Below are 6,864 nucleotides of genomic sequence, written 5' to 3'. Positions count from 1 at the left end.
GGGTTGAATATCAACTTCAACCGAACGTCGGGGCAAATTTTCCACACTCAGCAAAGCACATTCGAATAGCTCTGAGCATCGCAACCAAAAAAAATACTTTAGACTTACTAAAAGAGATAGGCATGCAACAGAAAAAGCTTTAGACCAAATTCCTTCTAAACCATGCAGATACATCTAAGGGTGAAAGAGAGCATATGGATACACGTGTTCAAGCAGAGCGTGCAGATATGCCAGCGTTGTATGACATGCACTGTCACCTAGATTTTTGTCGCGATGTTACGGGCACAGCACGTGAACTGGCAAAACGACAGGTTGCAGGCGGGCTTTGCTGCATGGTAACGCCCGAGGTTCATGATGAGGTCGCAGCGAAGCTTGCTGGAGACAAGTGGCTTGTCGGCGTTGGCTTACATCCCTGGTGGATCAAACGTGCAGGCGAAGCTGGCGTTGCCGCCGCCTGTGATCTGCTTGCCCAAGGACCCTGTCTTGTAGGAGAAATAGGGCTTGACTTTGGAACGGCGCATCTCCCGAGCAAAGATGCGCAGCTTGCAGCTCTCAGGCGCATTGCAACTACCATCCAGCCCGGATCGATCCTGTCGCTGCATGGCGTGAAATCCGTGGATGCAATTTTGAATATCCTGGGCGATACTGGAGTGCTCGCAAGTTGCATATGTATCATGCACTGGTTTTCTGCAAGCAGTCCTGAGCTCACACGAGCCGTACGCGCAGGTTGCCGTTTTTCTATAGGCAAACTTATGCTCGCATCCAAACGCGGGCGCGAATATGCGCGCCAGTTACCCGCCGAGCGACTGTTACTTGAAACTGATTTTCCCCCTCAAGACAAGGCAACAGATGCAATAGCTGTTGCGCAGAGCATGTCTGATGCGCTACATCAAGCGCTACTGCAGCTAGCACATATTCGTAAGGTGGAACCTGCTCTATTGGCAGAGCGCATTTCCAAGCGTAGCCAGCAGCTCATCGCTACGCTGCGCTAGTGCAAGGCAATTCCTTTGCAAGTTTCAGCAATTCCACATTCATCGCTACGCTGCGCTAGCACACTGCTTCCTCAAGCATTTCGCGGGCATGCGCAAGGGATGCTGCTGTTTCATCGCCCGAAAGCATACGAGCAATTTCATGAACACGCGCTTCACCCGTGATGTGTTCGATGGTTGTCTCGGGCACCTTCGCATCGGACTTGGACACCACATAATGACGCGTCGCAAGGACTGCCACTTGTGGGAGGTGAGTCACTACAATGAGCTGATGGCTTTTACCCAAGCGTGCAAGCATCTGCGCCAGCGCTACAGCAGTAGTACCACCAACGCCAGCATCCACCTCATCAAAGACGAGTGTATCGCTCGCGTCTGTCTCACCTTGTACTACCTTGATGGCAAGCATTACGCGGCTCACCTCACCACCCGAGGCAATACGTCTAAGGGGTCGCGCGCTAAGACCTGCAGCAGGACGATACATCAAGGTCACGCGGCTAGGTCCCTCGCTACTCCACTGCGAACGCGGCAAGCGTTCTACAGCCAACTCTATTGAGGCGCTGCCCATCTGTAAAAAGGCCATCTGCTCGCTCACTTCTCGAGCAAAGCGAGGCGCTGCCTCTTGGCGCAGGGCATCAAGCGCATCTGCCTTTTGGACAAGGGTGGCCTCCGCTGCAGCTAACGCTGCCTCCGCTCTGCGCAGAGCCTCTCCCCCATCAGCTGCTGCCGCCACAATACGTGACGCACGCTCGCGACGTTCGAGCACGTCTTGTATACCAGGACCATAGCTGCGCATGAGTCCACGCAGACTTGCCATACGACTTTGCATTTGATCAAGCTCGCCAGGATTAAAGTCCACCGAATCGCGATAATCTCGCAGCTCGCGCGACACATCCTCAATTTCGATAAGCGCGCTTTCAAGCGTGTCTGCGAGTTGGGCGAGTTGCTTGTCATAGCGCGCAGCTTCACGCAGATTTGCTATGGCATCAGAAAGCTGATCTTCTGCAGCATTATCGCCTGTCAGTACACAATGAGCCGTCGAAGCAGCGCCCATCAACGCCTCAGCATGCTCAAAGCGCGGCAATCGTTCTTCAAGCTCTTCGTATTCACCCTCGTGAGGATCAACTGCGTTGATGCGATTCAGGGTAAACTGCGCTTCATCTAAGCGCTCAGCTGCATTGCGCCCATCTTCACGCACGCACTCGAGCTCGCGTGATGCTGCACGTGCAGATGCTAAGGCCTCACCATATGCATCCCGAGCTTCTTGTGCTGTGTTTCCAATCCAGCCATCAAGCATTGCAGCGTGACTTGCCTGACTAATCAGCCGTTGATGCTCATGCTGGCCACACAAATCAATTGAACTACCAACTTGCTCGGCAAGCTCACGCACCGAAGCCATCTGCCCATCGATATCTACACGGCCCCGGCCTCCAGCCTCAACGCGGCGGCGCACAATCATGCCGTCAGGATCGCCCCCGGCAAGAAAAAGACGAGCTTCTACAACAAGAGCATCTGAACCTTCACGTACTGCTCCTGCATCGGCGCGCTCACCCATCAGCAACTTTATTGAAGAAAGCAAAGCAGACTTGCCGGTACCCGTCTCGCCAGTCAGTACTGTCAGCCCTGTTGCAGCTGGGCTGATTATTGCATCTTTTATTAGCGCTACATTTTGTGCACGCAGCTCATCAATCATGTTTATTGCCCTGCTTTGCCATAAAAGACGCGTGAAACCGACTCATAAAAACTCCTTGAACTATGGTCAAGAAGAATGATATCCGAAGGACCGCGGCGTACGGTTGCTTTGATGCCACGATAATTACCATCACCAATGGGCTGACCGTCAGCATAAAAGAGGCGATCTGCATTGCGTTCATCACTAATAGCAATCTCAACAACATCAGACGGCGAGGTAAGAAATGCACGCGCCATCAGCGTATGAGGAGCCACTGGTACACAAACCATACCTTTGAACTCGGGTGTTACGATGGGACCACCCGCTGCAAGCGCATAACCTGTTGAACCCGTCGCTGTTGAAACGACAAAACCATCGCCGCGTAGGCGATCAATATGGTGACCAGAAACTGCTACATCAAAGACAATCATGTCGCCATGTGCGCCATGCGTGAGCGACATATCATTAAGCGCAAAATGATGTTCCATGCATGCCGAGCCATTCTCCTGCTCAAACTCGACTTCAATATCGAGCGTTGCTCGTTTGGAAGCATGCAGTTCTCCTGCTAGGGCTGCTTCCACCAACTGAAACATCTCGCCTGGCTCACCGCAAGTAAGAAAACCCAAATGACCATAGGAAATACCCATGATAGGAATCTCCTGGTAGCCTACAAGACGCGCCGCACGCAAAAGCGTGCCATCCCCACCCAACGAAACGACAAGGTTTACATCTTCTGTGTCAGCTGGTGCATTGGGAAAGAGTTTTTTGTCAGGAGCCCATGCGACCTCAACGCTTTGCTCTTCCAGCCACTCAGCGAGTTGACGAGCACCCTCCACTGCGGCTTCCCGTGAATAATTGGGGACAAAAAGAACTTTCACATTGGCTCCATTCAACGCAGCTTTGGCAACAAGCAAGTGTTGCGCACTCACCTTCACCGTTCTGCGAAAACACTTCAACGTATCTGCAGTGTATCATCCTCCGGCTTTTCCGCATCCCGCGCCTGACCCTCTTTCGCAAAAGTGTCTTTTTGATCTACTTGCAATGCGAGATGCTAACAGCTGCAGGTGCCGTAAAGAAGATATTCGATATTGCCTTTACGACCCGTAATGGGACTTTCACAGCTTCCCTGCACACGAAGGCCCGCTTGGCTAAAGGCATCAGAAATTTTTTGCACAGCAGCAAGACGAACGGTGGGGTCCCGGACAATACCACCTGCGCCCACATCCTCGCGCGGAGCCTCAAACTGTGGCTTTACCAAGGTCAAAAAAGCAGCAGTAGGTTTAAGCAAGGCCATCACGGCAGGCAAAATTGTCTCGACAGAGGTAAAGGACACATCACATACAGCAAGATCAATGGTGGAGCAACGCTCAGGAGTCGCCACATCCACGATGTTGGTACCCTCAAGCAAAACCACACGCGGATCATTACGCAAGGCCCAAGAAAATTCAGCACGGCCTACATCTACCGAAAGCACCGTTTTTGCGCCATGCTGCAATAAACAATCAGTAAAACCCCCTGTAGAGCAGCCCACATCAAGACAAGCAAACCCAGTAGGATCAACACCAAAATAAGCTAGACCATGTTCTAGCTTGAGGCCGCCGCGTGACACATAGGAACGTGCTCCGCGTACATGCAAATAAATACCAGGTTTAACTTGGTCTCCAGGATGCTCTAGGCGCTTATGAGAAGTAGAGACACGTCCCTCAAGTACCGCTACAGCAGCTTCAGCTTGACTTGAAAAAAAGCTCTGTTCTACCAATTCAAGATCGAGACGCCTACGTGCCATGAGCGCTAATCCTGCAAAGAAGAGCTCTGCTCAACTGAAGCATCAACAGGAGAAGAACTGTCTTTTGTAGCCTGAGCCGCCTCTTTCTGAAGACGCGCTTCTTCTGTAGGAGATAATTCAGTCACATCGACCATCTCGACTGCGGCCGAACCCAAGGCGATTGCCTCATCAAATAAGTCAAGTGAACGTTCGAGGGAGGTATCCTTATCGCGCACAGATCCGATAATACTGTCAAGACGGTCGCAAATCTGGTCAAAACTACGGTACTGGGAAATATCGGGGTTTGCCATTAGAGCTCTCCTCCGCTGGTGACTACATCCCTATCGCTACCCTCAAAGCCCTCAACGGCCACCTGGCCATCAATAGCATCTGCAGCTCCGATTTCATTAGCTGAAGCTTCACTCTCCCAGCCAAAGCCTGATGCAGACGAGGCTTTACGCAACGTGAGCTCTGCACGTGACAACTCAACAGGATCTTCTCCTGCTTCAAGCTGGTCGGCAACACGGCCCAAAATACCATTTACAAAACGCGGAGTTTCATCGGTGCCATATGCTTTTGCCAGCTCAACGCATTCATCAATGGCAACAGCAATATCGACTTCCTTAACGTGGAGCATTTCATAGATAGCAATACGCAGCAAGTTACGGTCAACCAACGGCATGCGCTCAACAGGCCAAGCTGCAGAACGCGCCGAAATAATGGTATCCAGCTCGCGCAGAGAATCCTCAACGCCCAAAGCCAACTCACGACCAAAATCATCCAAGGGTCCCTTCTCAAGACAAGGTCCCTGAGCAAGGACATCCTCAACACTACGATCACGCAACTCAGCTTGAAAAAGCAACTGCAGTGCTTGAGAGCGGGCGAGGCTTCGTCCGACAAAAGATCTACCTTTTAGCACGAGAGGCTACTCCTTGGGAAAGACAATGCTATCGATGCACACATCCACAGCGTCAACCTGAACACCCATCTGCTCTTGGACTGCCAGCTCAACAGCCTCACGCACAGAAGCAGCCAGCTGGGTGAACGGATAGCCATACAAAACCGTGAGATGCACAGTGGCGTGCAGCTTTCCATCAACAACCTCAGCATCCACTGGGTCATTTTCGGGCATAGCAGAACCTGTAGCAAAGAAAGACGATACCAAATTGGAAGCGGTGGCCTTCTGACCCACAGAAGCAACGCCTTCAACCCTCTCGGCTGCAGCTGCCACAATGGATGACACGACCGTGCGCGAGATACCGATACCTTCGATGTTCAGCTCTGAGCTAGACATGTGAGATCCTTTCGGACGCGCCGCGGACAAGCCGCCTACGGCTGTGAACAAACAAATCAAACGTGCACCAACGCCTATGCCAACGTCACATCAACGACAAACGTCAGCGCACAATCAAACGCAAAACTAAACGCGCTGGACAAACTTGCCCGTACGCGTATCAACCTTAATACGCTCGCCCTGGTTGATATACATAGGAACCTGAATAGTGGCACCTGTCTCGATGGTAGCAGGCTTGGTGCCACCCTGAACAGTGTCGCCCTTAAAACCAGGATCAGTCTGGGTAATCTCAGTCTCAATAAACATGGGAGGCTGAACACCAAGAAGCTCGGTATCAGCATAGAGCAGCTGACACGTATCGTTTTCCTTGAGCCACTGGGCGTTATCGCCAATGTAGCTGGGATCAACCATTACCTGTTCGTAGGTCTCGTTGTCCATAAAGACATAGTTGATGCCATCATTGTAGAGATATTGCATCTCATGGGTAAGAAGCTGAACACTCTCAAACTTGCTACCTGCATTGCACGTCTGGTTGTTTATAGTCTTGCCAGACTGCAAATCCTTGAGGGTGTAGCGCACAAAAGCACCGCCCTTACCAGGCTTGACATGCTGAAACTCAACAAGAGTGTAGTAGTGATTGTTGAGATAAATACCCATGCCATTGCGAAAATCTGCGGTGCTAATAGTTGTTGTAGCCACTGGTGCTGCCCTTCTTTGTTACAGCCTGCCTACCTGCGACAGGCAACTCGCATACGTGTTAACTATACGCCAAGAAACGCAGCGCAAAAAGCCTCAGTCGTGCTTTTACATATCTTGACTAGTTTGCTCACCCAAGCTTAGGTAATCAAAACAGCATTCATTAGTTTTAACGCTCAACAATCGCTGATTTGCTTCTCTATATAAATGGCAGCAGAGCAAGTTGCATGGATCTCAGCAATATTGAATGCTGTAGAGCGGTATCGCAGTGGGCTGAGCACCGCGTTACGTCTTTCCGCTGTCAAACGCCACATCTTTCTTCATCCTGGGCGTCATTCGCTGCACATTTTCCCCTGCCTATTGCCAAAAGCCACGTTCTAATTCACGTCGGATGCCAAACGCCACGTTCTACCTGTCTCTTATACACATCTCCGAGCCCACGAGACCGTTA

At 51.4% G+C, this 6,864-nt stretch carries 8 protein-coding genes; 1 reads left to right on the top strand and 7 read right to left on the bottom strand.

What is annotated here, in order from left to right:
• Window positions 1–194: 194 nt before the first annotated feature.
• Window positions 195–992: a TatD family hydrolase gene (locus Q0X25_RS06535; protein WP_298580224.1), complete on the top strand. Its 798-nt coding sequence runs from the start codon at window positions 195–197 to the stop codon at window positions 990–992.
• A gap of 55 nt (window positions 993–1,047) precedes the next feature.
• On the opposite strand, the gene Q0X25_RS06530 is transcribed toward Q0X25_RS06535, so the two are convergent.
• The 7 genes from Q0X25_RS06530 to efp all read right to left on the bottom strand — a co-directional run bounded on the left by Q0X25_RS06530 (window position 1,048) and on the right by efp (window position 6,416).
• The gene (locus tag Q0X25_RS06530) at window positions 1,048–2,679 is read right to left on the bottom strand and encodes a DNA repair protein RecN (protein WP_298580221.1); all 1,632 of its coding nucleotides are present in this window, start codon (window positions 2,677–2,679) and stop codon (window positions 1,048–1,050) included.
• Window positions 2,680–2,681: 2 nt separating this feature from the next.
• Window positions 2,682–3,536 carry an NAD(+)/NADH kinase gene (locus Q0X25_RS06525; protein ID WP_298580218.1) on the bottom strand — a complete coding sequence of 285 codons (855 nt, stop codon included), beginning with the start codon at window positions 3,534–3,536 and terminating at the stop codon, window positions 2,682–2,684.
• 173 nt (window positions 3,537–3,709) lie between these two features.
• Entirely contained in the window at window positions 3,710–4,444 is a 735-nt protein-coding gene (locus Q0X25_RS06520; protein WP_298580215.1) for a TlyA family RNA methyltransferase, read from the bottom strand.
• A 5-nt stretch (window positions 4,445–4,449) separates the two neighbouring features.
• Window positions 4,450–4,734, bottom strand: coding sequence for an exodeoxyribonuclease VII small subunit (locus tag Q0X25_RS06515; RefSeq protein WP_298580212.1), 285 nt, complete (start codon window positions 4,732–4,734; stop codon window positions 4,450–4,452).
• On the bottom strand, window positions 4,734–5,342 hold the full coding sequence (gene nusB / locus Q0X25_RS06510; RefSeq protein ID WP_298580211.1) for a transcription antitermination factor NusB: 609 nt from the start codon (window positions 5,340–5,342) through the stop codon (window positions 4,734–4,736). Before nusB ends, Q0X25_RS06515 begins: the two co-directional genes overlap by 1 nt.
• Before the next feature lie 6 nt (window positions 5,343–5,348).
• A complete protein-coding gene (locus Q0X25_RS06505) occupies window positions 5,349–5,717 on the bottom strand; it encodes an Asp23/Gls24 family envelope stress response protein (protein ID WP_298580209.1) in 369 nt (122 codons plus the stop codon).
• Window positions 5,718–5,843: 126 nt separating this feature from the next.
• The gene (efp, locus tag Q0X25_RS06500) at window positions 5,844–6,416 is read right to left on the bottom strand and encodes an elongation factor P (RefSeq protein WP_298580207.1); all 573 of its coding nucleotides are present in this window, start codon (window positions 6,414–6,416) and stop codon (window positions 5,844–5,846) included.
• Window positions 6,417–6,864 lie beyond the last annotated feature (448 nt).

Origin of the sequence: uncultured Olegusella sp. (assembly GCF_947253395.1) — a bacterium.
In the GTDB taxonomy this organism is placed as follows: Bacteria; Actinomycetota; Coriobacteriia; order Coriobacteriales; family Atopobiaceae; genus Olegusella.
Note: the sequence above shows the minus strand (reverse complement) of the source record. Positions and strands in the feature narration are given on the sequence as shown.